General features: G+C 63.2%; 22 protein-coding genes and 1 riboswitch. Of the genes, 13 read left to right on the forward strand and 9 right to left on the reverse strand.

Annotated features, from left to right (window positions below; all coding sequences use genetic code 11):
• The first annotated feature begins 85 nt into the window (after window positions 1-85).
• Window positions 86-1,651 carry a murein biosynthesis integral membrane protein MurJ gene (gene murJ, locus DJFAAGMI_RS23175; protein ID WP_211459506.1) on the forward strand — a complete coding sequence of 522 codons (1,566 nt, stop codon included), beginning with the start codon at window positions 86-88 and terminating at the stop codon, window positions 1,649-1,651.
• Window positions 1,652-1,755: 104 nt separating this feature from the next.
• A complete protein-coding gene (locus DJFAAGMI_RS23180; RefSeq protein WP_043006901.1) occupies window positions 1,756-2,604 on the forward strand; it encodes a SirB1 family protein in 849 nt (282 codons plus the stop codon).
• Between the two features lie 11 nt (window positions 2,605-2,615).
• On the opposite strand, the gene DJFAAGMI_RS23185 is transcribed toward DJFAAGMI_RS23180, so the two are convergent.
• Complete coding sequence (locus DJFAAGMI_RS23185) at window positions 2,616-3,674, reverse strand: AI-2E family transporter (protein ID WP_043006899.1); 1,059 nt, start codon at window positions 3,672-3,674, stop codon at window positions 2,616-2,618.
• 37 nt (window positions 3,675-3,711) lie between these two features.
• Complete coding sequence (purM, locus tag DJFAAGMI_RS23190; protein ID WP_043006897.1) at window positions 3,712-4,764, reverse strand: phosphoribosylformylglycinamidine cyclo-ligase; 1,053 nt, start codon at window positions 4,762-4,764, stop codon at window positions 3,712-3,714.
• Window positions 4,765-5,121: 357 nt separating this feature from the next.
• On the opposite strand from purM, the gene hda reads away from it, so the two are divergent.
• The 4 genes from hda to folK are packed head-to-tail and all read left to right on the forward strand — an operon-like array spanning window position 5,122 to window position 8,646.
• A complete protein-coding gene (gene hda / locus DJFAAGMI_RS23195) occupies window positions 5,122-5,820 on the forward strand; it encodes a DnaA regulatory inactivator Hda (protein ID WP_003070849.1) in 699 nt (232 codons plus the stop codon).
• Window positions 5,821-5,877: 57 nt separating this feature from the next.
• Window positions 5,878-6,579, forward strand: coding sequence for an HAD family hydrolase (locus DJFAAGMI_RS23200; protein WP_043006895.1), 702 nt, complete (start codon window positions 5,878-5,880; stop codon window positions 6,577-6,579).
• Window positions 6,576-8,141, forward strand: a complete 1,566-nt coding sequence (gene pcnB, locus DJFAAGMI_RS23205; RefSeq protein WP_211459508.1) for a polynucleotide adenylyltransferase PcnB — start codon at window positions 6,576-6,578, stop codon at window positions 8,139-8,141. The genes DJFAAGMI_RS23200 and pcnB overlap by 4 nt, the downstream gene beginning before the upstream one ends.
• Window positions 8,134-8,646, forward strand: a complete 513-nt coding sequence (gene folK, locus DJFAAGMI_RS23210; RefSeq protein ID WP_211459511.1) for a 2-amino-4-hydroxy-6-hydroxymethyldihydropteridine diphosphokinase — start codon at window positions 8,134-8,136, stop codon at window positions 8,644-8,646. Before pcnB ends, folK begins: the two co-directional genes overlap by 8 nt.
• Window positions 8,647-8,760: 114 nt before the next feature.
• Here folK and DJFAAGMI_RS23215 read toward each other — a convergent pair whose 3' ends face one another.
• A complete protein-coding gene (locus tag DJFAAGMI_RS23215) occupies window positions 8,761-9,729 on the reverse strand; it encodes a Bug family tripartite tricarboxylate transporter substrate binding protein (RefSeq protein WP_003052626.1) in 969 nt (322 codons plus the stop codon).
• Between the two features lie 120 nt (window positions 9,730-9,849).
• On the reverse strand, window positions 9,850-10,896 hold the full coding sequence (locus tag DJFAAGMI_RS23220) for a CDP-6-deoxy-delta-3,4-glucoseen reductase (protein ID WP_211459513.1): 1,047 nt from the start codon (window positions 10,894-10,896) through the stop codon (window positions 9,850-9,852).
• 169 nt (window positions 10,897-11,065) lie between these two features.
• Here DJFAAGMI_RS23220 and DJFAAGMI_RS23225 point away from each other — a divergent pair, with 169 nt between their 5' ends.
• On the forward strand, window positions 11,066-11,953 hold the full coding sequence (locus DJFAAGMI_RS23225) for an NAD-dependent epimerase/dehydratase family protein (protein WP_419095626.1): 888 nt from the start codon (window positions 11,066-11,068) through the stop codon (window positions 11,951-11,953).
• 119 nt (window positions 11,954-12,072) lie between these two features.
• Here DJFAAGMI_RS23225 and DJFAAGMI_RS23230 read toward each other — a convergent pair whose 3' ends face one another.
• Both DJFAAGMI_RS23230 and DJFAAGMI_RS23235 read right to left on the reverse strand, forming a co-directional pair.
• Window positions 12,073-12,756, reverse strand: a complete 684-nt coding sequence (locus tag DJFAAGMI_RS23230; protein ID WP_211459517.1) for a DUF4124 domain-containing protein — start codon at window positions 12,754-12,756, stop codon at window positions 12,073-12,075.
• Window positions 12,757-12,843: 87 nt separating this feature from the next.
• Window positions 12,844-13,443 (reverse strand): hypothetical protein, encoded by a 600-nt coding sequence (locus DJFAAGMI_RS23235; RefSeq protein WP_249334747.1) that lies wholly within the window; start codon window positions 13,441-13,443, stop codon window positions 12,844-12,846.
• Between the two features lie 248 nt (window positions 13,444-13,691).
• A riboswitch (FMN riboswitch) is annotated at window positions 13,692-13,860 on the forward strand.
• 90 nt (window positions 13,861-13,950) lie between these two features.
• On the opposite strand from DJFAAGMI_RS23235, the gene DJFAAGMI_RS23240 reads away from it, so the two are divergent.
• Complete coding sequence (locus DJFAAGMI_RS23240) at window positions 13,951-14,493, forward strand: 6,7-dimethyl-8-ribityllumazine synthase (RefSeq protein ID WP_043006880.1); 543 nt, start codon at window positions 13,951-13,953, stop codon at window positions 14,491-14,493.
• Between the two features lie 240 nt (window positions 14,494-14,733).
• The gene (locus DJFAAGMI_RS23245; protein WP_003052646.1) at window positions 14,734-15,870 is read left to right on the forward strand and encodes a branched-chain amino acid ABC transporter substrate-binding protein; all 1,137 of its coding nucleotides are present in this window, start codon (window positions 14,734-14,736) and stop codon (window positions 15,868-15,870) included.
• Between the two features lie 140 nt (window positions 15,871-16,010).
• Here the strand turns inward: DJFAAGMI_RS23245 and DJFAAGMI_RS23250 are convergent, their stop codons facing one another.
• Complete coding sequence (locus DJFAAGMI_RS23250; protein ID WP_211459518.1) at window positions 16,011-16,922, reverse strand: LysR family transcriptional regulator; 912 nt, start codon at window positions 16,920-16,922, stop codon at window positions 16,011-16,013.
• A 108-nt stretch (window positions 16,923-17,030) separates the two neighbouring features.
• Here DJFAAGMI_RS23250 and DJFAAGMI_RS23255 point away from each other — a divergent pair, with 108 nt between their 5' ends.
• From DJFAAGMI_RS23255 to DJFAAGMI_RS23270, 4 genes are all read left to right on the forward strand, one after another.
• Complete coding sequence (locus DJFAAGMI_RS23255; protein WP_211459519.1) at window positions 17,031-17,690, forward strand: NAD(P)-dependent oxidoreductase; 660 nt, start codon at window positions 17,031-17,033, stop codon at window positions 17,688-17,690.
• Window positions 17,691-17,850: 160 nt separating this feature from the next.
• A complete protein-coding gene (locus tag DJFAAGMI_RS23260) occupies window positions 17,851-18,342 on the forward strand; it encodes a DUF2127 domain-containing protein (protein ID WP_211459520.1) in 492 nt (163 codons plus the stop codon).
• Window positions 18,343-18,419: 77 nt separating this feature from the next.
• On the forward strand, window positions 18,420-19,640 hold the full coding sequence (locus DJFAAGMI_RS23265) for a sugar transporter (RefSeq protein WP_211459521.1): 1,221 nt from the start codon (window positions 18,420-18,422) through the stop codon (window positions 19,638-19,640).
• Window positions 19,641-19,712: 72 nt separating this feature from the next.
• Complete coding sequence (locus tag DJFAAGMI_RS23270) at window positions 19,713-20,762, forward strand: porin (protein WP_003052664.1); 1,050 nt, start codon at window positions 19,713-19,715, stop codon at window positions 20,760-20,762.
• A gap of 122 nt (window positions 20,763-20,884) precedes the next feature.
• Here DJFAAGMI_RS23270 and DJFAAGMI_RS23275 read toward each other — a convergent pair whose 3' ends face one another.
• Both DJFAAGMI_RS23275 and DJFAAGMI_RS23280 read right to left on the reverse strand, forming a co-directional pair.
• Window positions 20,885-21,853 carry a tripartite tricarboxylate transporter substrate binding protein BugE gene (locus tag DJFAAGMI_RS23275; protein ID WP_211459526.1) on the reverse strand — a complete coding sequence of 323 codons (969 nt, stop codon included), beginning with the start codon at window positions 21,851-21,853 and terminating at the stop codon, window positions 20,885-20,887.
• 73 nt (window positions 21,854-21,926) lie between these two features.
• Window positions 21,927-23,189: a CaiB/BaiF CoA transferase family protein gene (locus DJFAAGMI_RS23280; protein ID WP_211459530.1), complete on the reverse strand. Its 1,263-nt coding sequence runs from the start codon at window positions 23,187-23,189 to the stop codon at window positions 21,927-21,929.
• Window positions 23,190-23,412 lie beyond the last annotated feature (223 nt).

Genomic DNA, 23,412 nt, shown 5'->3' on the forward strand with positions numbered 1-23,412 from the left:
GGTTTGAGATCGCTGGATTGCTACAGAGTGAAAAGCGCCGCAAATCAGCCTGCAGCGCTTGGCATGAACGCATACACTTCGCTGCGTGTCACTGTTCAAAGCCGCCTCCACCGTATCTCTTCTGACGCTGGCCTCCCGTATTTCGGGGCTGGTACGCGATCTGCTCATGGCCTCCATGTTCGGCGCCAATGCGCTGACCGACGCCTTCAATGTCGCCTTCAGAATTCCCAATCTCTTTCGCCGTCTGTTCGCCGAGGGCGCTTTCAGTCAGGCCTTTGTGCCGGTGCTGGCCGCAAGCAAGACCCGGGATGGCGAGGAGGCCACGCGCCACCTGATCAGTCATGTCGCAACCCTGCTGTTCTGGGCGCTGCTGGTGGTCTGCGTGCTGGGCGTGATCGGCGCTCCGCTGCTGGTCTGGTTGCTGGCCAGCGGCATGCGCCAGTCGCCCGACGGCTATCACGCCGCCGTGGTGATGACGCGCTGGATGTTCCCCTATATCGGCTTCATGTCGCTGGTGGCGCTGTCGGCAGGCATTCTCAATACCTGGAAGAAGTTCGCGGTATCGGCCGCCACGCCAGTGCTGCTCAATCTCAGCATGATCGTGACGGCTCTGCTGGGAGCCCCCTGGTTCGAAAAGCAGGGTATAGAGCCCATCTACGCCATGGCCGGCGGCGTGATGCTGGGCGGCGTACTGCAGCTGGCGGTGCAGATTCCTGCGCTGCGCTCCATGGGGCTGATGCCCCGGATCGGCTTTTCGCCTGCAGCCATTCGCGCAGCCTGGGACGAGGCAGGCGTGCGCCGTATCCTGGCGCTGATGGGGCCGGCGTTGCTGGGGGTTGGCGTTGCCCAGGTTTCATTGATGATCAACACCCAGATAGCTTCCTATATGGCACCCGGCAGCGTGACCTGGCTGTTCTATGCCGACCGTCTGATGGAGTTTCCCACGTCCCTGCTGGGCGTGGCCCTGGGTGTGGTGCTGACGCCGCAGCTGGCGTCCGCCAAGGCGGCCGGTGACGGCGAGCGCTACTCCAATATGCTGGACTGGGGGCTGCGACTGGTGGTGCTGCTGGCCGTGCCCTGCGCCGTGGGCCTGCTGACCTTCGCCACGCCGCTGGTGGCCACGCTGTTCCATCGTGGCGCCTTGCATGACAGCGATGTGGGACAGATCGCCCTGGCGCTGATGGGCTACGGCGCCGGCCTGCTGGGCCTGGTGGCCATCAAGGTGCTGGCGCCCGGCTACTACGCCAGCCAGGACATCCGCACGCCCGTGAAGATCGCGATCGTGGTGCTGGTCATCACGCAGTTGCTCAATCTGGTGCTGGTTCCCTGGCTCAAGCACACGGGTCTGGCCCTGTCCATCGGCCTGGCTGCGCTGGTCAATGCGACCTGGCTGCTCATCGGCCTGCTGCGTCGCGGCACCTACAGGCCCGGACCGGGGTGGCTGAAGTTCATCCTGCAGGTGATCGCTGCCAGTGCCTTGCTGGCGGTGCTGCTGCTCTGGGGCAGTCAGCACTTCGACTGGGTGGGTCTGCGCAGCAATGGCTTGCTGCGTGCAGCGCTGCTGGCCGCCATGATGGCCGGGGCCGCCGTGCTCTACTTCGGCGCCCTGAGGTTGTCAGGCCTGAATCTGCGCCAGTTGCTGCGCCGCTAGAGCTCGCGCTGCTATTGGAAAAGTGAGCGGCCAGCGCAGTTTTTACAGGCGTATCAAGGGCATTCCGCTTGCGTGGCCTGCCAAGGCGGCTTACAAACCGGTTTATGAGCTGGACGATTGACGAGTACCCCACGGCCCTGCAGTATTTTGCGTCCCTGGTGCAGAGCGACGATAACTTTGCCCTGATGGAAGCGGCCATCAGCATTGCCCAGGATGCCGAGCCTGATCTTGACCTGCAGGCCGTGCAGGCCGATCTGGACAGGCTGCAGGTGCGTCTGGTGCAGCGTCTGGCTGGTGAGGAAGATGGCCTGCACAAGCTCAGTGCGCTCAACAAGTTCTTCTATGGCGAGCTGGGCTTTGCCGGCAATCTCAACAACTACTACGACCCCGCCAACAGTTATATCCACCATGTGCTGCAGACGCGGCGCGGCATTCCCATCAGCGTGGCGCTGATCTGGCTGGAACTGGCTGCCAGCATCGGTCTGACGGTGGAGGGCATAGGCTTTCCGGGGCATTTTCTGGTCAAGGCCATGCTGCCGCAGGGCCAGGTGGTGCAGGACCCGCTGACGGGCGATTCTTATTCCGCAAGTGCGCTGGCGGAGCGCCTGCAGCCGTTTCTCGATCAGGCAGGCATAACGCCCGACGATGCGCCGCCGCTGGGTCTGTATCTGCAGGCAGCCCATCCGCGTGATGTCGTGGCGCGCATGCTGCGCAATCTGCAGGAGATTCATCAGGTCCAGAAGGACTGGCCCATGCTGGTGGCCGTGCTCAATCGCCTGATTTTGCTGCAGCCCGGTCGTGAAGAGCTGTACCGGGACCGAGGCATGGCCTATGCCCAATGGGGGGTGGTTGAAAGAGCGCTATCGGATCTGGAGCGCTATGCGCCCGCTGCGCAAGGGCAGGAGGCCGATTACATCGTCAAGACCATCGCCCGGCTGCGCCGCGCTGGCTGAAAGCTGCCGGCCTACACCAGCTGTGCGGCTTCCAGCTCTTTCTTGAGATAGGCATAAAACAGCGGCGCTGCCACCAGGCCGGCGGGGCCGAAGACAGACTCGGCCACGAACATCACGGCCAGCAGCTCCCATACGCCCATGTGTGTGCGCGTTCCCACGACCTTGGCGTTGATCACGTATTCGGCCTTGTGGATCAGGATCAGGAAACCCAGGCAGGCGGCTGCGGCCACGGGCGACACCGACAGGCCGACCAGCGTCAGTACGGCGTTGCACAGCAGGTTGCCGACGATGGGGATCAGGCCGGCGATGAAAGTCAGCGTGATCAGCGCGGGGGTGTAGGGCAGCTGCAGCTTCCAGATCGGCAATATGGCCAGCAGGAAGATGGAGGTCAGCAAGGTGTTGAAGGCGGCGATCCAGAACTGGGCGGCCACGATCTGCTTGAAGGCCAGGGCAAAGTGTCCGATGCGCTGCTGCAGGGCCTGCACCAGCGGCGGGTGGCGCGTGGCGATGGGGCGCACGGCGGCCAGAGCGCCGATGATCAGGCCGACATAGGCGTAGAGCAGGCCGGTAAGCCAGGCGCGGCCTGCAGTGGCCAGCACGCCGGCCTTGGCGGCCAGATAGCCGGCCAGCTTGCTTTGAATTTCCTGGGCGCCGTCAGGCAACTGGTCGGCAATGTCCGAGGGCAGTTTCTCTCGCAGCTCCAGCACCGTGGCCGCCAGGTAGTCCAGCAGTTCCTTGTACTGGGCAGGTGCCTCGGTGATGTAGGTGCGGGTCTGTGAGAGGGCGCCGCTGAGCAGGGCCAGGGGTGCCAGAATCACGACGGTGGTCGCCACCACCTGGGCCCAGTGCGGCAGCTGATTGCGGGCAAAGGCGCGAGGATTGAGCCGGGACAGCAGGCGAGAGAGGGCGCGGGTCAGCATGAAACCCACGCATACGCACAGCAGTCCGGGAAGAATCCCCTGATGCATGACGAGCAGCAGTGCTGCTCCCATCAATATGTAACTGGCCAGTATGACCTTGGGTGAGGCACCCGGTTGCGTAGTGATGGGGGCGGGCAAATGCTGCGTCATTCAGGCTCGGGGTAGAGGGGCTGTGATGAAGACCTGCTTAGCGCACTTCAACGGGCTTGCCGGAGCCGATTTCCGTGATGGCGCCGATGTTGAAGACCTTCTCGCCCAGCTCGGCCAGTGTGGCTGCCGTGGCTTCGGCGTCTTCGGCCGCCACCACCACCACCATGCCGATACCGTTGTTGAACGTGCGGTTCATTTCGATATCGTCAATGCCAGCAGTCTTTTGCAGCCAGGCGAACAGCTCGGTCTGGGGCCAGCTGCCGGCCTTCAGATGGGCCGCCGTGCCTTCGGGCAGCACGCGGGGGATGTTTTCCAGCAGGCCGCCGCCGGTGATGTGGGCCAGGGCCTTGATGGGGTGCTTGTCCAGTGCGGTCAGCACGTTCTTCACATACAGGCGTGTGGGCTCCATGATGGCGGCCTTGAAGGGCTTGCCGTCCAGGGTCTCGGGCAGGCTGCCTTGGGCTTCGGCGCGCTCGATGCACTTGCGCACCAGAGAGAAACCGTTGGAGTGCACGCCGTGCGAAGCCAGACCCAGCACCACGTCGCCGGGCTTGACGTTCTGACCGCTGAGGATCTTGGACTTCTCGACCGCGCCGACGGCAAAGCCGGCCAGATCGTATTCGCCATCGGGGTACATGCCGGGCATTTCGGCGGTTTCACCACCGATCAGCGCGCAGCCGGACAGCTCGCAGCCCTTGGCAATGCCGCCGACCACGGCAGCGGCCGTGTCCACATGCAGCTTGCCGCAGGCGAAGTAGTCGAGGAAGAACAGGGGCTCGGCACCTTGCACCAGCACATCGTTCACGCTCATGGCCACCAGGTCGATGCCCACGGTGTCGTGCATATTCCACTCGAAGGCCAGCTTGAGCTTGGTGCCCACGCCGTCGGTGCCGGACACCAGCACGGGCTCCTTGTAGCGCTTGGGCACCTCGAACAGGGCGCCGAAGCCGCCGATGCCGGCCATCACGCCTTCGCGCATGGTTTTCTTGGCCAGGGGCTTGATGCGTTCGACCAGGGCGTCGCCTGCGTCGATGTCAACACCGGCGTCTTTGTAGGAAATGGGAGTAGAGGAGGGTGCGGAAGAGCTCATCGATGGATCCGGTGCGGGGGCGCCCTGCTGGGCGGAAACCCCGGGATTCTACGGCGCTTGCCCGTGCAGCGGGGGCGGCCGGACATGCGTCAAAGGGTTTTGCTGGAGCATTCATGGTCTGACTACAACAACGGCAGTAGGCAAAATCAGCCCGAAGCCGCTCGGGGGCTGCGAGTGCAGACTAAAATTGGTGCTTTTGTTACCGAGTGATCACGCTAGGGCATATTGCAGGGCCTGATCTAAATGCGCGTCCGGGCCTTTGTATCTTCCACCATTGATGCTGATGAATCTCCTGCCAGATTTCGCCGCATGGGCTGTTGAATGCCCAGGAAAGGGGGCGCTGCGCGTATGTCGCAGATGAAGCAGCTGGCTCTGGATATCAGCATGGCGCCCGGCCCGACGCTTGCGCGTTTCTTCGTCGGCCCGAATGCTGCGCTGATCGATCATCTGCGTCACTGGGTGGGCGATGGTCAGCTGCAGCAGTCGCGCACGCCTGTGCCCACCTATCTCTGGGGAGAGGCTGGGTCCGGCAAGAGTCATTTGCTCAAGGCGGTGCGAGAAGCTTTGCGCGAGCAAGGCGCGATGGTGGGCTGGATGGATGCATCCACGCCATTCCCGCCCGAGTTCGACGAGCGCTGGGCCGCCGTGCTCATGGACGATGTGGATATCTACACACCGTTCCAGCAGGCGCGTGCCTTCAACTGGTTTGTGAATGCCACCAGTCCCGCCACCGGCCTGCCGCGCTGGGTGCTGGCTGCGGGCCAGCTGCCAGTCGCCGATCTCAAGATGCGTGAGGACTTGCGCACCCGTCTTGGCTGGGGTCATGTCTATCAGCTGCATCTGCTCGACGAGTCGGCACGGCGTGCCGTGCTGCGTCAGGAAGCCGATGCCCGTGGCGTGTTTCTGAGCGACGAAGTGATGGATTACATGCTCAGGCGCTTTTCTCGCGATCTGGGCTCGCTGATGCAGCTGCTGGACATGCTGGACGGTTTTGCCTTGCGCAACAAGCGCGCCATCACCATCCCGCTGCTCAAGACCATGCTGGAAACCGAGTGAGGCCTCCGGTCACGCTCCCCGCTTTGGCCATGCCACAGCATTTTTTGTTGGATTTGAATGTCGACTTCTGAATTGGCTATCAAGCCCAGGCTGGCCCTGTTTGACCTGGACCATACGCTGCTGCCGCTGGACTCCGACCATGGCTGGGGCGAGTTCTCCATCGCCATCGGCTGGTGCGACCGCGAGGAGTTCGGGCGCCAGAACGATGCCTTTTTTGACGACTATCTGGCCGGCCGTCTCAACATCCCCGACTATGTGCGCTTTGCCACGGCTGCCGTGGTTCAGCGCGGCGAGGCAGCGGCCACGGCTGCGCACCAGCGTTTCATGGACGAAGTGATTCGCCCCGCCATGAAGCCTGCCGCCCTGGCATTGGTGCAGCAGCACCTGGATGCGGGCGATACCGTGGTCATCACTTCGGCCACCAACGAGTTTGTGACGCGTCCCATCGCCCAGGCCTTCGGCGTGCATCATCTGCTGGCGACCGAGCTGGTGCGTGATGGCAGCGGCTGGTTCACCGGCGAGATCGCCGGCACTCCCAATATGCGCGAGGGCAAGGTCGTGCGCATGACCGAATGGCTGACCCAGCGCGGCCTGCGCTGGGAGGACGTCGAGGCGACCTTCTACAGCGACTCCATGAACGATGTGCCGCTGCTTGAAAAAGTGGATCACCCGGTGGCCACCAACCCCGATGCGCGCTTGCGTGCCCTGGCCGAGGAACGCGGCTGGCGCATCGTGGACCTATTTAGCGAAGCACCATGATCAAGACCATTATTGACAAGCTGCTGGGCAAGGCGCCCGCAGCTCCCCGCTCGCGCAAGCCCAAGTTCGGCAAGCGTGAGGAAGTGCCGGTTCAGGTGCATGGCATAGACCCGAACCTGGTGGACCGTCGCGCCATCGACGTGGTGCAGACGCTCAAGCGCTCTGGCCACGAGGCCTATATCGTCGGCGGCGCCGTGCGCGACCTGCTGCTGGGCCTGCGCCCCAAGGATTTCGACGTGGCCACCGATGCCACGCCCGAGCAGGTCAAGAATCTGTTTCGCCGCGCCTTCATCATCGGCAAGCGCTTTCGGATCGTGCACGTGGTCTATGGCCGCGGCCGTGAAAACGAAGTCATCGAAGTGTCCACCTTCCGGGCCTTTCTGGACAACAGTGCGGCCGAGCAGGTCAGCGGCAATGAACGTACCAGCAAGAATCAGCTCGCAGGGCTGAAACATGCCGTGGATGCCAGCGGCCGCGTTCTGCGCGACAACGTCTGGGGCCCGCAGGATCAGGACGCCACGCGCCGCGACTTCACCATCAACGCCATGTACTACGACCCCGAGACACAGATCGTGGTCGACTATCACGGCGGCATTGCGGATGCCAAGAAGAAGGTGCTGCGCATGATCGGCGATCCGGCCACGCGCTACCGTGAAGACCCGGTACGCATCATTCGTGCCGTGCGCTTTGCCGCCAAGCTCAGCAGCAAGGGCTTCAAGCTCGAAGCCAAGACCGCCAAGCCTTTGGTCGAGTGCGAGCCGCTGCTGCAGGAAGTGCCGCAAAGCCGCTTGTTCGACGAAATGCTCAAGCTGCTGCAGACCGGTCACGCGCTGGCCTCGGTGGCTCAGCTCAAGGAATTGGGTCTGTCGCGCGGCATCTATCCGCTGCTGGACGTGGTCATGGAGCGCGCCGACCATCCCTTCGTGCAGGCCGCACTGATGGATACCGACCGCCGCGTGGCCGAAGGCAAGCCTGTGGCGCCCAGCTTCTTGCTGGCCTGCGTGCTGTGGCAGGACGTCAAGCAGGGCTGGGAAAAGCGTCTGGCCAAGAGCTATCACCCTTTCCCTGCACTGCAGGAGTCGATCGACGAGGTGTTCGATCAGCGTATCGGCGATGTCTCAGGCCGGGGCAAGCTGGCTGCCGATATGCGCGAGATCTGGGTCATGCAGCCACGCTTTGACAAGCGCACCGGTGCCACCCCGCACTCCATGGTGGCGCAGCCGCGCTTTCGGGCCGGTTTTGACTTCATGCGCCTGCGTGCCGATATCGGCGAGGTTGAGGAAAGCCTGGCCAGCTGGTGGCAGGAGTTCCAGCAGGCCGATGATGCCCAGCGCGATGACCTGATTGCCCAGGCCCGCGACGAGCAGCGTGCCCGCCAGCGCGCCCAGCAGCAAACGACACCCAAGGTGCATCGCGTAGCGAAGAAAAAAGCCGAAGGCGACCAGGACAGCCCGCTGGATCAGGTCGCCGCAGAAGGCGATGCCGCCGCGCCCAAAAAGCGCCGCCGCCGTCGTCGCAAACCATCCGCTGGCGCTGCTCCTACCGCGGGTGGCGATGAATAGACCGCCTGCCCTGGCGGCCGATACGGTTGCCGTCGGTCTCGGGGCCAATCTGGGCGATGCGCGCCAGACCCTGTCCTGGGCCGTGGCGGCGATGGCCGGGCTGGCCCGGACCGAGCTGCTGGCCGTGTCCTCGCTCTACAGCAGCAAACCCATTGATTCTTCCGGGCCTGACTATCTGAATGCGGTGGCACTCCTGCGCACCGAACAGGAGCCGCTGAGTCTGCTGCATGCGCTGCAGGCGATCGAGCTGCAGGCCGGACGCGAGCGCCCCTACCGCAATGCACCGCGCACGCTGGATCTGGATATCGAGCTATGGGGCGACAGGCAGTCGCAGGCTCCCGAGCTGATTCTTCCCCACCCGCGCATGTGGCAGCGCGCCTTTGTGCTGGTGCCACTGGCCGAAATTGCGCCCGGCTGCGTGAGCGCCGAACAGCTGCAGGCCGTGGCAGATCAGGGCATAGAACGCAGCCTGGGTCAGGGCTGGTGGATAGAGCAGTCAGCGTAGTTCAGATTTGATAGCTTCTTGCGCTTGCCTGGCAAGCGATTGAGGCTGAAACCACCTAAAAAAGCCCCGGGGCCGTCAGGCTGCCGGGGCTTTTTTTATCCGTGCCAGAGCCCGTCAGTCGACCTTGGCGCCGGAGGCCTTGACGATGGGCTGGTACTTGGCGCGCTCGGCGGCCATGAACTTGTCGAATTCTGCAGGCGTGGAGCCCACGGGTTCGGCCATCAGGGCGTTAAAGCGGGTCTTGGTTTCCGGTGCGTGCAGGGCATCATTGAAGGCCTTGCTCAGCTTGTCCAGCACCGGCTTGGGGGTGCCGGCCGGGGCAACCAGTCCCCACCAGGTGTCGATGGCAAAACCGGGGTAGGTCTTGGACAGCGCGGGCACACCGGGCAGCAGCGGCGAGGCGTTGAGCGAAGTCACCGCCAGTGCCACCAGCTTGCCGCTCTTGATATTGGGCGCAGCTGCAGCCAGGTTGTCGATATTGAAGTCCACCTCGCCAGACAGCAGGGCCAGCTGGGCGGGGTTGGCGCCACGGTAGGGTACGTGCAGGGCGAAGATGCCGGCCTTTTGCTTGAGCATCTCGCCGGCCAGATGGCCTGCGGAGCCATTGCCGCCGCTGCCGTAGTTGAGCTTGCCGGGATGGCCCTTGGCGTAGGTGATCAGATCGGCCACGCTATGGATCTTGAGCTGCTCGGCCTTGGCGGCATTCATCACCAACACATTGGGCACGCGCACCATCTGGGTGATGCCGGCAAAGTCCTTGCCCGCGTCATAGGGCATCTTGGTATAGAGCCAGGGGTTGACGGCATGCGTGGCCGTGGCGGCCAGGCCTATGGTCAGGCCGTCGGGCTGGGCCTTGGCAATGGCATCGGCGCCGATATTGCCACCGGCACCGGCCTTGTTGTCGATGATGACGACGCCCAGAGAATCGCGCACCCGCTCTGCCAGAGCGCGGGAGGTGATGTCCAGCGGACCACCGGGCGCATAGGGCACGATCAGACGGATGGGTTCTTGGGCCTGGGAGAGGGGAGAGGCCAAGGCAGCAACGGCCGCCATGACCGAGAGAAGGCTGTTTCTACGGTTCATAGAGCTCTATTGTGCAAAAAATTGCATCGGCTCCGGAGCTGGCGGTTACTTGTGCAAGAAAATTGCGCGTAAACCCTAATGCGTCATGGAATGCATCGGGGTTTGCGAAAAACAGCGCTCTTATTTGTCCGCTTCGGAGGTGAAGGCGTCAGCGTAGAACTCTTCGGCAGGCAGGGCGCGTTCGCTGGTATAAGCGGCGCGAGCCGAATCCACGACGATGGGGGCACCGCAGGCATAGACCTGATAGCCGGACAGGTCGGCAAAGTCGTCCAGCACGGCCTGATGGACAAAGCCGGTGCGGCCTGTCCAGGCATCCTCGGGCAGGGCGTCGGAGATCACGGGGACATACCTGAACTGGGGCATGGTGGCCGTGTGCTCGGCAATCCAGCTGGCGTCGTACAGATCGGAGGGGCGGCGGCCGCCCCAGTACAGCGTGATGGGGCGGTTGATGCCCTTGTGGCGCATATGCTCGATCAGTGCCTTGATGGGGGCAAAGCCCGTGCCCGAGGCCAGCAGGATGATGGGCTTGTCCGAGTCCTCGCGCAGGAAGAAGCTGCCGAACGGGCCCTCCACACGCAGGATTTCCTTTTCCTTCATGCCGCCAAAGACATGGTCGGTGAACTTGCCGCCCTGCATGTGACGGATATGCAACTCGATGCCGGGCGCCGTCTCCTGTACATGAGGCGCGGTGGCCATGGAATACGCTCGGCGGGCGCCGTCACGCAGTATGAACTCCACGTACTGGCCTGCGTGGTACTGGAACTTCTCGCTGGCCGGCAATTGCAGGCGCACCTGCATCACGTCATGCGACTTCTTTTCGAGCGTAGCCACGCGTACGGGCATCTTCTTGATGGGGAAGGAGCTGGCGTCCGTGACCTGGCGCGACTCCAGCACTACATCGCTGTGGGGTGTGGCGCAGCAGGTCAGCACATAGCCGCTGGCTTCCTCCTCGGCGCTCAAAGCCTTGTCCGAGTGCGTGCCGTGGCTGACTTCGCCGCTGAGCTTCTTGCACTTGCAGGAGCCGCAAGCACCGTCCTTACAGCCGTAGGGCAGGCCGACGCCGGTACGAATCGCCGCAGCCAGAATGGTTTCAGCGCCCTGAGTGGCAAAAGCACGTCCGCTGGGCTGGACGGTAATTTCAAACGAAGCGTGGGCAATCTCGGTCATGACGTTTTGGTTATCCTTGAAGGCGTATCCGGCAGCCTTTTTGTCGGCGCTGCTGCTGTCGCAGCAACGCCAGCGGCTCCTTAGAACTTGTACGCACCAGGTCCCGATTTTGCCCTCAAACCAAAGCCCATTGGGCGCGCTGCCAGCGCGCTTTCGTCGTGAACGTCTATTGATCGTCGGCTACGGCGATGTGGGTCAGCGCGTGTCCCGATTGCTGCTCGCTTCGGGCCGCGGCAGGCAGGCCGTCCAGGTTCTGGCCTTGAGCCGCAATCCCGAGCGGGCCGGTTTGCTGCATGCCCAGGCCGTGAGGCCTTTGTGGGGGGATCTGGATGATCCGGCCAGCCTGCGCAGACTGGCAGGTATCGCGACGCGTGTGCTGCACCTGGCGCCGCCTCCGGCACCGGCTGCCGGGGATGAACGCTGGTGGCTGGACACCCGTACCATGGCGCTGCTGCGGGCACTGCGCCTGCGCAGCCTGCCGCGTAGCCTGGTCTATGCATCGACCTCGGGCGTTTATGGCGATTGCCAGGGGCAGTGGGTGAGCGAAACCCGATCCGTCGCGCCGACGACTGCCAGAGCTCAGCGTCGCGTGAATGCCGAGCTCGCGGTGCGCTTTGCAGGGCGCTCGGGTCTGCGGGCCAGCCTGCTGCGCATTCCCGGCATCTATGCCCCGGATCGGGAGGGCGGTACGCCCCGCACCCGGCTGCAGCGTGGCACTGCCGTGCTGCAGCCCGAAGACGATGTCTATACCAACCATATTCATGCCGATGACCTGGCGCGTGCCTGCCTGCTTGCGCTGTGGCGCGGCAAGGCGCAGCGCATCTATCACGCCAGCGACGACACGCAGTTGAAGATGGGGGATTACTTCGATCTGGCGGCCGATCTCTACGGCCTGGCCAGGCCGCCGCGCATTTCACGCGAGCAGGCGCAGACCGAACTGCCTGCAAGTCTGCTGAGCTTCATGAGCGAGTCGCGGCGGCTGTCGAATCGACGGCTCAAGCGCGAGTTGAGACTCAGGCTGCGCTATCCCACGGTGACAGAAGGCCTGCAAGGCTAGGCAGGGCCTAGAGCAGGATCGTCCCAAATTGGCGCGGTCAGGCATTGGGCAGCAAGCAAGCACCGCCGCGCAGCGAAGCTGCCGCTCCCAGGGGGAAGGCTCACAGCGCCTCAGGGGGATTACGGTATCGGATGCACGCCGCCGCGGTTGTCATAGCAGCGGAAGACATTGCAGTTGACGATCTTGGCGGGTGGCTGCGATGGCGTGGGACGTGCCGGCGGGTAGCGGTTGGGGTAGCCATAGCCCCACTGCGGGCGGTTGATGGCATTGGGCTGCAGCGCCCGGCTTTGCTGCAGCTGCTGGTAGGCGGCTGCGCCCAGGCAGCTCATCTCCATCTGGGCCTGGGCCGCCTGGCTGCGCTCTCCCCAGGTGGCCGGATCGGGGCTCGCTTCGGCCAGTATGGCGTTGTAGCGCTCTCGGGCCTGGCGGCAGGCGGCCGTGTTTTCCAGATTGGCGCCGGCCCGGGCCTGGGCTCTCTCGGCGGCTTCTCGCTCCTTGCGCTCCTGCTCTTCGCGCTGACGGCGCTGGGCATCGTCGCGCGCCATCTGGGCCTTGCTGCGCTCCCGCGCCTGGCTGGCATTGGCACGCTCGGACGCAATTTCCTCGGCGCTTTGCGCCGCCTGAATCTGCGTGCTCATTTCGCCCGAGATGCAGCGGCCGTTGGTATAGGTCACCTCGCCGGTCTTGGCATCGACACAGCGCATGACCTGAGCCTGGGCCGTGCCTGCGATCAGCGCCCAGCCCAGCAGCAAGCCCAGCGGCAGCTTGCGCATGATGACGGTGGGAGATAGGGGCTCTGACATGACCGCTCCTTCAAAGGCGTTTGAGTGCCTGCAAATTATGAAGTGGCGGCAGGAAAAGCAGAAGCGGTGCCGTGCCCCAGCATCGGGTCAGCGCCAGTCACCGCGAGGAGGAAAGCCTTGCTGCTGGCCTTCGCGCTGGCGTTGCTGCTGGCGCTGATCGCGCTCACGTTCGCGGTCTTGCTGTTGGCGGTCGCGTTCGGCCTGCATGCGGTCACGCTCGCGCTGCTGCGATTGCTGTTGCTGCTCGCGTTCCTGCTGGCGGCGCATCTGGTCCTGATCGCGGCGATTCTGGGATTGCTGACGATCCCAGTCGCGGCGCTGCTGATCCCGGTCGCGCTGTTGCTGAGCGCGATCGCGCTCCATCTGACGCTGCCATTGCTCGCGATCACGCATGTTCTGGGCGCGATCGCGTTCCAGCTCGCGCTGGCGCTCCCATTGACGGCGTTCACGTTCGCGCCACGCCCAGTCATTGCGGTCCTGACCCTGGTACACCGGGTAGGCGGGATAGGCTGGATAAGCAGGCTGGGTGCTGTAGATGGTGGTGGAGCCATAGCTGCCACCGTAGCCGCCGCCATAGCCGGAGTCGTACTCGCCGGGAACCGCGCAGGCAGTGCACAGCACCGCCAAAGCCCCCATGCTGGCCCAGCGTGTGGAGGTGGACATCATTGCCTGCAGGGATGACTTCATGGCGGGTCGGTTGGAGGTGGGGGTGGAAACAAGGCTTTGTGCTCTCAACGTCCGGCGGCTGCTCCGGGTTGACTTCATGATGCCAAGTGCTCATCAAATGAGAGCTTGCTTCGCTTTGTGGACGAGAGATTAGGGCAGTTTTGTCTTGATTTTTCAGATTGACGCCATAGTGACCCTTTTGTCAAAAGCGCAGCCAAAGCCTCGCTAGAATGACTTCGTCTTGTGGTGAATTCAGGTTCACTGCAAAGCAGCGTTCTCAGGGCGGGGTGCAATTCCCCACCGGCGGTATCTGCGGCAATGCCTTGCATTGACTGCAGCAGCCCGCGAGCGCCTGCAGTCTCGCCAGAGACTGCAGGGTCAGCAGATCTGGTGAGATGCCAGAGCCGACGGTCATAGTCCGGATGAAAGAGATCGCGCAGCATTGGTCCGTGGTGCAGCTGTCGCTGCCGCATGGGCAGGTGTTCTTGCGCACGCCCTGATTCATTGGAATTTTCTGGAAATACCACCATGAATCAGACCCCCATCTCCATGAACTTTGCCACTCACGCGACTTCCGACGGTACGCCCTGGAAGGCTGTGGCCGGCCGCAGCCGCATTGCCATCATCAGTGCCAGCTGGCACACCGAAGTGGTCTACCAGGCCCGCGATGCCGCCCAGGCCGAGCTTCAGGCACAAGGCGTGCAGGCAGGCAACATCACGCATTTCAGCGTGCCCGGTGCCTTTGAAATCCCGCTGCTGGCCAAGAAGCTGGCACAAAGCGGTCGTTTCGATGCAGTGATCGCCACTGCACTGATCGTCAACGGCGGTATCTATCGCCATGAATTCGTGACCACGGCCGTGATCGACGGGCTGATGCGCGTGCAGATGGACTCCGAAGTGCCCGTGTTCTCCGCCGTGCTGACGCCGCGCGACTTCCACGAACATGGCGATCATGTGGAGTTCTTCCGCCAGCACTTCGTGAAGAAGGGCGTGGAAGTGGCCCATGCCTGCCTGAGTACGCTGGACCAGCATGCCAAGGTGGATGCGTTCCTGCAGGCCAAGGCAGCCTGAGCGGCACTTGTTGATAAAGGAACGCCCCAGTCTGGGGCGTTCTTCTTGGGTCCTGCTGCCATTTCGCGAGCATGGGGCGGCGGCGGCTTTTTCCAGCACAGCCCGGCGCACTTGCCGATCCCTGAAAACACTGATTGTTGTGCCGGTGTAGCACTCCCTGCACCTATGTGATTGCCTCATTGCCAATTGCCTGCCGTGGGGCATAAGGTTGCGTCTTGTCTCAACCGAGTGGAGTGCGCAATGAAGAATTTTGGCAAGTTGTGTATCGCGACAGTCGTAGCAGGTATGGCAGGCGGGGTGATGGCCCAGGAGCAGATCATCAAGATCGGCCACATCGGCCCGACCTCCGGCCCTCAGGCTCACTTCGGCAAGGACGATGAAAACGGCGTGCGCATGGCCATCGAGGACCTGAACGCCAAGGGCATGGAAATCGGCGGCAAGAAGGTCAAGTTCGTGCTGGTGGCCGAAGACGATGTGGCCGATCCCAAGCAGGGCACGGCCGCTTCGCAGAAGCTCTGCGATGACAAGGTCGCCGGTGCCGTGGCCTTTGTGAATTCCGGCGTGGCGATTCCTTCGTCCAAGGTCTTCCAGGACTGCGGCATTCCCATGATCACGGGCGCGGCGACCAACCCCGACCTGACCAAGCCAGGCTGGAACACCACCTATCGCGTGATCGCCAACGACAACGCCCTGGGTGCTGCACTCGCTACCTATGCGGCCAAGAACCTCAAGCTCAAGAACGTGGCCGTGATCGACGACCGCACGGCTTATGGTCAGGGTCTGGCCAATGTGTTCAAGAAGGATGCCGAAAAGCAGGGCATCAAGATCGTTGCCAACGAGTTCACCAACGACAAGGCCACGGACTTCATGGCCATTCTGACCTCCATCAAGGCCAAGAAGCCCGATGCCATCTTCTACGGCGGCATGTACGGTCAGGCCGGCCCCATGCTGCGCCAGATGGCCCAACTGGGCATGAATGACGTCAAGATGTTCGGCGGCGACGGCATTTGCGTGACCGAGCTGGCCAAGGTGGCAGCGGGCGCCAAGCCGCTGGAGAACGTGGTCTGCGCCGACGGCGGTGCCTCCATTGCCAAGATGCCTGGCGGCACGGAGTGGAAGAAACGCTATGACGCCAAGTATCCGGGCCAGTTCCAGGTCTACAGCCCCTATTTCTATGACGGCACCATGCTGCTGGCCGACGCCATGAAGCGTGCCAACTCCTGGGACCCCAAGGTCTATATCCCCTTCCTGCAGAAGTCCGACTTCTCGGGTGTGACCTCCAAGATCCAGTTCGAGAAGAACGGCGAAATGAAGAACCCCAGCTATACGCTGAGCCGCTATGTGAACGGCAACAAGACGCCTATCGATCTGAAATGATGGTTTGAGTGCGCAGGGCCATGTGGTGTGGCCTGTTTTGCAAAGCCTGCAGGTGCTTCGCATTTGCAGGCTTTTTTGCATCCAGCGCCTGGGCGGCAGACCTGGATGGCTGCCAGGTCCTCGCATGCCTGAGGATTGCGCTAGTTCTGCATGCCCTGGAGCTGACCGAAATACTCGCGCAGCACCTCGATGGCCTCGCGCACCTTGGCGGGCAGGGTGTCGCGGCTGGCGGTGACGGCCCAGATGTCCAGCATGCCCATATTCCAGTCGGGCAGCAGGCGCACCAGTCTGCCTGACTCCAGACTGGCCGCCACGTCATGGGCCGAGAGCAGGGCAAGGCCCAGACCCGCTTCGCAGAACTGCTGCACGGCGCTGCGGTGGTTGCTGACCATGAGCGGGCGCACCTGCAGCCGGAACTCCTGGGCCGTACCCTGGTGCCGCCAGAGAAAGTCGGCCTGGGCATCGTCGCTGCGGCTCATCTCCAGCCAGGGCAGCTGTGCCAGCTCGCCGGGGTGTCGAGGCGTGTTGCCATGAGCCTTGATCCAATCTGGCGAGGCGCAGAGCACGGTGGCGCTGCGCCCCAGATGGCGGGCCACCCAGCTGGAGTCCTGCAGATTGCCGAAGCGCAGCGCCAGATCTACGCGCGCCTGGATCAGATCTATGGGCGCGTCGTCCATCAGCAGGCGCAGCCGCAGCTCAGGATGCATGGCCAGCCACTTGCCCAGCGCCGGGGCAGCATGTTGGGTAAAGCCGGCCGGGGCGGCCAGGCGCAGCTCGCCGCTAGGGCGCTGATGCTCGGCGGCCAGCTCGGCGCGAGCCCGGCTGGCGGCTTCGCACATGGCGGCGCAATGCGTGTAGAAGCGCTGGCCGGCATCGGTCAGCGTCAGCTGGCGCGTGGAGCGGTGCAGCAGTGTCAGGCCGGCCTCCTGCTCCAGCTGACGGATGTGCTGGCTGACGGCCGAGGGCGTCATATCGAGCTGGCGGGCGGCCGCGCTCATGCTGCCGCGCTCCACCACGGCGGCAAAAATGGCCATGCGTCTGAAATCTTCCATGAGGATATTTTGAAGTGCTGCTTCAAGGTCATGGTGGCTGAAAGGGGTTTTTCTCGCGATTAATGCCGATTAATCTTTAGCTCTGTTGAAGATACAAGGAGTTTTCCAATGAAAGTCGCATTGATTGGTGCCACGGGTTTTGTCGGTGCCGGATTGCTGGATGAGCTGCTGCGTCGCGGTCATGAAGTCGTGGCCCTGGTACGCAAGCCCGAAGCTGCTGCCGCACGCGAGCATGTGCAGTTCGTCAAGGCCGATGTGCTCAATGCCGACGAGGTGCAGCGCGCCGTGACCGGCTGCGACGCGGTGGTCAGCGCCTATAACGCGGGCTGGAACAATCCCAATATCTATGACGATTTCATGCGGGGCTCGCGTGCCATCGTGCAAGGCGTCAAGGCTGCGGGCATCAAGCGCTATCTGGTCGTGGGCGGCGCCGGCAGCCTGTACGTGAATGGCCAGCAACTGGTGGATTCACCCGACTTTCCGGCGTTCATCAAGCCCGGCGCCTCGGCGGCGCGCGACATGTTTGCCGAGCTGCAAAAGGAAGTCGCTCTGGACTGGACCATGCTGAGCCCGGCCGTGGGCTTTCATGGCGGCTCGGCTGCGCAATCCAGGGGCCGCACTGCCGAGTACCGCACGGGTAAGGACGAGCCGTTGATGCAGGCTGACGGTCAGCCAGGCGATATTTCGGTGCAAGACCTGGCCGTGGCGCTGATCGATGCACTGGAGCAGGGCCTCCATGTGCGTGAGCGCTTCACGGTGGCCTATTGATTCTGGATTCTGCGGCAGCTTGGGCCTGAGCTTTACCTGGGTGCAAGCGCCCGGGGGGCACTTGAGCTGCCGCGGATGGCGGTGCGTGTCTGCATAAGGCGAGCGCAAGCGCTATCCGGCAGTTGTTTCTATAGTGGTGCTTTCAGCGACGGAAACGCCCATGAGTTCACAGTCGTCACTGCGCACTGCGGTTAAGGCCATGGCCGTGTTCGAGGCCACCAAAGGCGTTGCGGCGCTATTGGGGCTGTGGGGCGTGCTGAGTCTGCTGCACCACGATATTCATCGCCTGGTGCTGGAGTTGATCGGCCATATGGGCCTGTCGCCTCTGCAACGCTATCCGGCCCTGCTGCTGCAGGCCGCAGATGCCCTCAACGTCACGCCGGTCAGTACGCTGGTGCTGCTTGGCTGTCTCTATGCGGCCGTGCGCTTCATCGAGGCCTGGGGTCTGTGGCGGGACAGGGCCTGGGGCGAGTGGTTCGGCGTACTGGCCAGCACCGTGTACCTGCCGTTTGAGCTGCTCCATCTGCTGCATCGCAGCAGTTGGCAGGCGATGCTGGTGCTGGCCTTCAATATTGCACTGGTTCTGGTGCTGCTGGCCAGGCTCATTCAGAAGCGCAGGCAGGCCCTCGTCCCTGCAATGGCTGCGGAATAAGCGGACTGCGCGCCCTGTTTGACGCATGGACGCGCACAATTCGGTCTTTATGCTGCGTTGCAGCAAGCTGCGAATTCATGACAGAGCCCTTAGCCTCTCCGACCTCTACCTCGATATCTCCCGCCCGATCCCCCGCCCAGGCCTGGCTCAGCGTCATTGCGCTGGCGCTGGGCGCTTTTGTCTTCAACACCAGCGAGTTCGTGCCCGTCGGTCTGCTCAGCAGCATTGGCGCCAGCTTCGAGATGCAGGTGGAGCAGGTGGGGCTGATGCTCACCATCTATGCCTGGGTGGTCGCGCTGGCCTCGCTGCCCTTCATGCTGCTTACGCGCAAGGTGGAGCGGCGCAAGCTGCTGATGGGCGTGTTCGCGGTGTTTGTGCTCAGCCATCTGCTCTCGGGCGTGGCCTGGAGCTATGCGTCTTTGGTCATCAGTCGCATCGGTATTGCGCTGTCGCATGCGGTGTTCTGGTCCATCACCGCCTCGCTGGCCGTGCGCGTGGCGCCGCCGGGCAAGAAGGCCATGGCGCTGAGCCTGCTGGCCACGGGCACTTCCGTGGCCATGGTGCTGGGCATTCCGTTGGGTCGCATCGTGGGTGAATGGCTGGGCTGGCGCATGACGTTTCTGGCCATCGGTGGGGTGGCGGCGGCGGTGATGCTGGTGCTGGGCAAGCTCTTGCCTCTGCTGCCCAGCGAGAACGCCGGTTCACTGTCCAGTGTGCCCATGCTGTTCAGGCGCCCGGCCCTGGTCGGTATCTATGTGCTGCTGGTGGTGGTGATTACCGGTCAGTTCACGGCCTACAGCTACATCGAGCCCTTTGTGCAGGACATTGCCGGCCATGCCGGCGATGTGACCACGGCCGTGCTGCTGCTGTATGGCGGCATGGGCATTGTGGGCAGCGTGCTGTTCGGCTGGTTCGGCATGCGCTTTCCGCGCGGCTTTCTGCTGGCGTCCATCGGTGTGCTGGCGCTGAGCCTGCTGCTGCTGGTCATGAGCAGCACGCATGTCTGGAGCCTGTATCTGCAAAGCTCGGTCTGGGGCATTGCCATGATCTGCTTTGCGCTGTCCATGCAGTCCAAGGTACTGAATCTGGCGCCTGATGCCACCGACGTGGCCATGTCCATGTTCTCGGGCATTTTCAATATCGGTATTGGTGGCGGCGCACTGCTGGGCAGCATCGTCAGCCAGCAATGGGGCATGACGCATATCGGTCTGGTGGGCGGGCTGCTGATTGCGCTGGGCGGTGCGCTCTGGCTGTTCATGATGCTGAAGCTGGCCGACAGCTTTCGTTTGAAGCCCTAGTTTTGTATACAAAACTGGCCTGACTCTTGCATGGGTGGTTTGTCTCAAACTTTTTTAGAGAGGAAACCACCCATGAAAGCGTTTGCCGCTACCTTCACCACCATCGCCCTGGCTGCGGCCAGCCTGTCGGCCCAGGCCCAGAGCTCCGTGCAGCTCACCGGCACGATCGACAGCTATGCCGGCTCCATGAAGCTGGCAGGCCAGCAGCGCGTGGCCTCGGTCGGCTCCGGCGGTCTGACCACTTCCTGGTGGGGTGTGAAGGGCGTGGAGGATCTGGGCGGCGGCCTCAAGGCCGACTTCAATATCACGAGCTTTTTCCGTGCCGATACCGGTACCCCCGGCCGCTTTGATGCCGACCCCTTTTTCTCGCGTGATGCCAATGTGGGTCTGGCTGGCAGCTTTGGCCGCGTAAGCCTGGGCCGTGGTCTGGCGCCTAACTTCCTGCCCACGGTGCTGACCAATCCGTTTGGCGACTCCTTCACGGTCTCGCCGCTGGTGCTGCATGCCAATATGACGACCGCGGCCTGGGGAACGGACAGCCTGACCACGGCCTCCAACACCGGCTGGAGCAACCAGATCCTGTATTCCACGCCCAGTTTCGGCGGTCTCAGGGCCAATGTGCATTACCAGTTCGGCGAGCAGACCAGCAGCGGCAACAAGGGCAAGAAGAATGTGGGCCTGAACCTGATGTACTCGGGCGGACCGCTGAGCCTGACCGCGTTCTACGAGCGTGCGCAGATCAACAACCCGGTATCGTTGGCAGTGATGCCGACCAAGAGCAACTGGATGGTGGGCGGCAGCTACGACTTCAGCGTGGCCAAGCTCTATGCCACTTACGGCCAGGCCAAGATCAACGCCCAGGATCGCGAGAACACCACCTACTCGCTGGGTCTGGACATCCCCGTCAGCGGCACGCCCGGTACCTTCAAGGCAGCGGCTGCACGCACCAAGTCGGAAGTGGGCAACGTCAGCGGCACACGCACCACCGTCAGCCTGGGCTACGACCATTTCCTGTCCAAGCGCACCGATGTCTACGCCGTGGCCATGTATGACCGCGTGAGCATGGACATTCCCAACAAGTCCGGCACCAGCGCCCTGGTGGGTATCCGCCACCGTTTCTGAGAAACAGGTCTTGCATTGCACCAGTTTCATGCATGAGCACCTGGCTTGTGCATGAGGCGGGGCAAAGAAAAAGTCCTCGCCGGTATGTGCCGGCGAGGACTTTTTTCATGTGCGAAAGACGCTTATTCGTCCATCTTCAGATTCTGCTTCTGCACCACGTTCTTGTAGACGGCCAGCTCTTCGGCCATCTGCTTGGCAAAGGCTTCGGGGGTGTCGGCCATGATGATGGAGCCGCTTTCCTCGATGCGCTTCTTCACGTTGGGGTCCAGCACTGCCTTGCGCACGGCAGCGTTGATCTTGGCCACGACGTCCTTGGGCAGGTTCTTGGGGCCGACGATGCCGTAGTACGCCATGCGGTTGACCTGGGGCAGGCCGACTTCCTTGAAGGTCGGCACATCAGGCAGGGCTGCAATGCGCTGCGGAGCGGCGACGACCAGGGCCGTGAGACGCTTTTCCTTCACAAAGGGCAGAGTGGAGGGCAGGTTGTCGAAAATCAGCGGCACCTGACCGGCCACGGTGTCGTTGAGCGCAGGGCCCGAGCCACGGTAGGGCACGTGGGTCATCTCGGTCTTGGTTTCCAGCTTGAACATTTCCATCATCAGGTGGGTGATGGAGCCCAGGCCGGGCGATGCGTAGGAGTACTTGGCGGGCTGGTTCTTGATCTCGGCCAGGAAGCTCTTGTAGTCCTTGCCGGCGAACTTGGGGTTGGCCGCAATGATGTTGGGCGTGGCGGCAATGTTCACGATGGGCGTGAAGTCGGTGGCCACGTTGTAGGGAATCTTGGGGTTGATGGCCGGATTGGTCGCCGTGGTGGAGACGGTGGCAATGCCGAGGTTGTAGCCATCGGGTGCTGCGCGTGCGGTTTCGGAGGCGCCGATGCTGCCGCCGCCGCCGCCCTTGTTTTCCACCACCACGGACTGGCCCAGTTCACGGCTCAGAGGCTCGGCAATGATGCGGGCGATCAGGTCGGTCGTGCCGCCGGCGGCAAAGGGCACCAGCAGTCTGATGGGCTTGTTGGGGTAGTTGCTCTGCGCCTGGGCTGCGCCGCAAACGGCGAGGGCGGCCACGACGGTGGCGGTGAACTTGAACATGTTTGTCTCCTTGGTGTGATGTGTGAAAGGCAGGCACCGATCTATGCCGTGCTCTGCCCATGTGAAAAGGGTGTCAGATCGCGCCGCGCTCCCGCAACAACGTCAGATCGGCAGGGCTCAGCCCCAACTCCAGCAGCACCTCATCAGTGTGCTGACCCAGTGCGGGCGGTGCATTGCGGTAGGTCACGGGCGTGGCGGACAGCCGCATGGGGCTGGCCACGGTGGCCATGGCAGAGATGCCATGGCCTGCGCTCGACGGCAATGTCTTGTGTATGCCCCGGGCCTTGACCTGCGGGTCGTCAAAAGCCTGGGCGATGGTGTTGATGGGGCCGCAGGGTACGGCCTTGTCCTCCAGCAGCGCAATCCAGTCGGCGGTGCTGCGCTGGCGCATCTGCGGCTTCATCAGCTCAAGCAGCGCCGTGCGGTTGTGCACGCGGGCGGTATTGGTGGCAAAGCGCGCATCCTGCGCCCAGGCTTGCTCGCCGATCGCTGCGCAAAAGCGCGCGAACTGGCCGTCATTGCCGATGGCCAGCAGCACATTGCCGTCCAGCGTCGGGAAGTCCTGATACGGCGCCAAGCTGGGATGGGTGTTGCCGGCGCGGCCCGGCGCCTGGCCGGTGGCCAGAAAGCCGGCGGCCTGGTTGGCCAGCACGGCCATGCCCACATCCAGCAGCGCCATATCGATGTACTGACCCTGGCCGCTGCCATTTCTCGCGTTGTCGCGGGCATTGAGCGCGGCCAGGATGGCGTTGCTGGCATACAGCCCCGTGAACACATCGATCACGGCCACGCCCACTTTCAAGGGGCCGCCGCCGGGCTCGCCATCGGCATGGCCGGTGATGCTCATCAGTCCGCACATGGCCTGCACCATGAGGTCATAGCCCGCGCGTTCGGCATAGGGGCCGTCCTGGCCGAAGCCCGTGATGGAGCAGTACACCAGGCGCGGGTTCAGCACCTTGAGACTCTCATAGTCCAGACCGTATTGCGCAAGTCCCCCGGTCTTGAAGTTCTCCACCACCACATCGGCTTCTTGCGCCATGCGCTGCAGCAGCGCCCGGCCCTCGGGGTGCGCCATGTCCACGGTGATGCTGCGCTTGTTGCGGTTGCAGGCCGTGAAGTAGCTGGCCTCGCGCGTATCGTTGCCCGCGTCGTCCCTGAGGAACGGAGGCCCCCAGTGGCGTGTGTCGTCGCCGGCGAGAGGGCGCTCCACCTTGACTACATCGGCCCCCAGATCGGCCAGCATCTGCGTGGCCCATGGACCCGCCAGCACGCGCGACAGATCCAGCACCTTGATGCCTGCCAATGCGCCTGTGGGAGTGGTGGAGCTTGCGTTCATGTCGGATGATCCCGTAAAGCGAAACAATGAAATAAATAGCTGCTTGCGCTTTATTTGTCTGGGTTCTGAGCTGAAAACTATTCAAAACCCAGACAAATCAAGCGGTACTAGCTAACAAATGAATAGCGGTGGTTGGCATCGCCCCGAGGTAAGGGCAGCCAGCAAGAGCCGCCTCGCGGCGAAGCTGCCGTCCCCCTCCCGAAGAGAGAGGGGGAAGCGGCGG

Source organism: Comamonas brasiliensis (genome assembly GCF_018292285.1).
Classification (GTDB): domain Bacteria; phylum Pseudomonadota; class Gammaproteobacteria; order Burkholderiales; family Burkholderiaceae_C; genus Comamonas; species Comamonas brasiliensis.